Consider the following 975-nt stretch of genomic DNA (forward strand, 5'->3'; position numbering starts at 1 on the left):
CCCGCCACTACCGCCGCGCCGCCCGAAAGGTCGATCATCCGGCCGATCATGGCCCCAAGGGCGACGATAATGGCGATATGGCCCATGGTGCGGCCCATACTGCCCTGAATCGCATCGGCCAGCTTCGCCACCGGCATGCCGGTCAGCAACGCCACGGCCACCGCCACGACCAGCAGCGCCACGAAGGGATGCAGCCGCAGCCCGAGAATGAGCAGAAGCAGGACGGCGATGGAGCCGGTGCCAATCAGAATCAGCGCGAGCGGAGTCATGGGAAGATCCCGTGCAAAGGAACGGCCAGACTCGCCCGGCCCTGCTCCCCTTATCAGGCATCCCGGCATGGCCCGCAATGCTGCCACGCGTAAAAAGCAATTCACACGACGGACCGGCGGCCGCGAACGAACAGCCGCCCATAATGGCGTGGTTCCCGCCTGAAAACCTGAAAAATACGAGGCAGTTTCTGGTGAAGCTTCTTTCAAAAAGCCTTCAGGGAACGCCGCCTTTTTGAAAAAAGGCGGCACCCAAAAACTTCCGTTTCTATCAACCCATTATTTTAGAAAGAGCCTTTAGCGCGCCTTAGGACCTGCCGGGGCGCTCCGTCCCGCGCCGGTGGGTTTTCTCACCCTCCTGCGGCGTGGGTTCGGCCAGCCAGTGGATGCGGACATTGCGCAGTTCGAAATTCCGCTGCCCCTGCACGCCCATATCACCAAACGGATCGTACACATCGCCACTGACTTCGGCCCGACACTGGTCATGGCGGCCAGTATCACCACAGATCTGCTGGGCCTTGCGGAAGGAGGCGTTCTCCATCGTGGGGCCATCGAGCGGGACGGAGCCATTCCAGTCCACCTTGCCCGGCAGATCGGCAATGCGGAACGCGGCGCAGTCCGCGCCACCCGAACTGGCGGAGGTGATGTAGCACCCGTCCACACGCACCAGCTTGCCAACATACTGGCCCTGCCTCCGCTCTGGAACGCC

2 protein-coding genes are annotated in these 975 nt (G+C 62.4%); both read right to left on the minus strand.

From position 1 onward, the window contains the following. Positions 1-269, minus strand: a 269-nt coding sequence (locus JCM25156_RS26050; protein WP_034960998.1) for a GntT/GntP/DsdX family permease, incomplete at its 3' end; no start/stop codon positions are given. 304 nt (positions 270-573) lie between these two features. After that, a partial coding sequence (locus JCM25156_RS18140; protein WP_025814253.1) for a hypothetical protein occupies positions 574-975 on the minus strand: 402 nt, incomplete at its 5' end.

The organism is Komagataeibacter kakiaceti JCM 25156, from assembly GCF_000613305.1.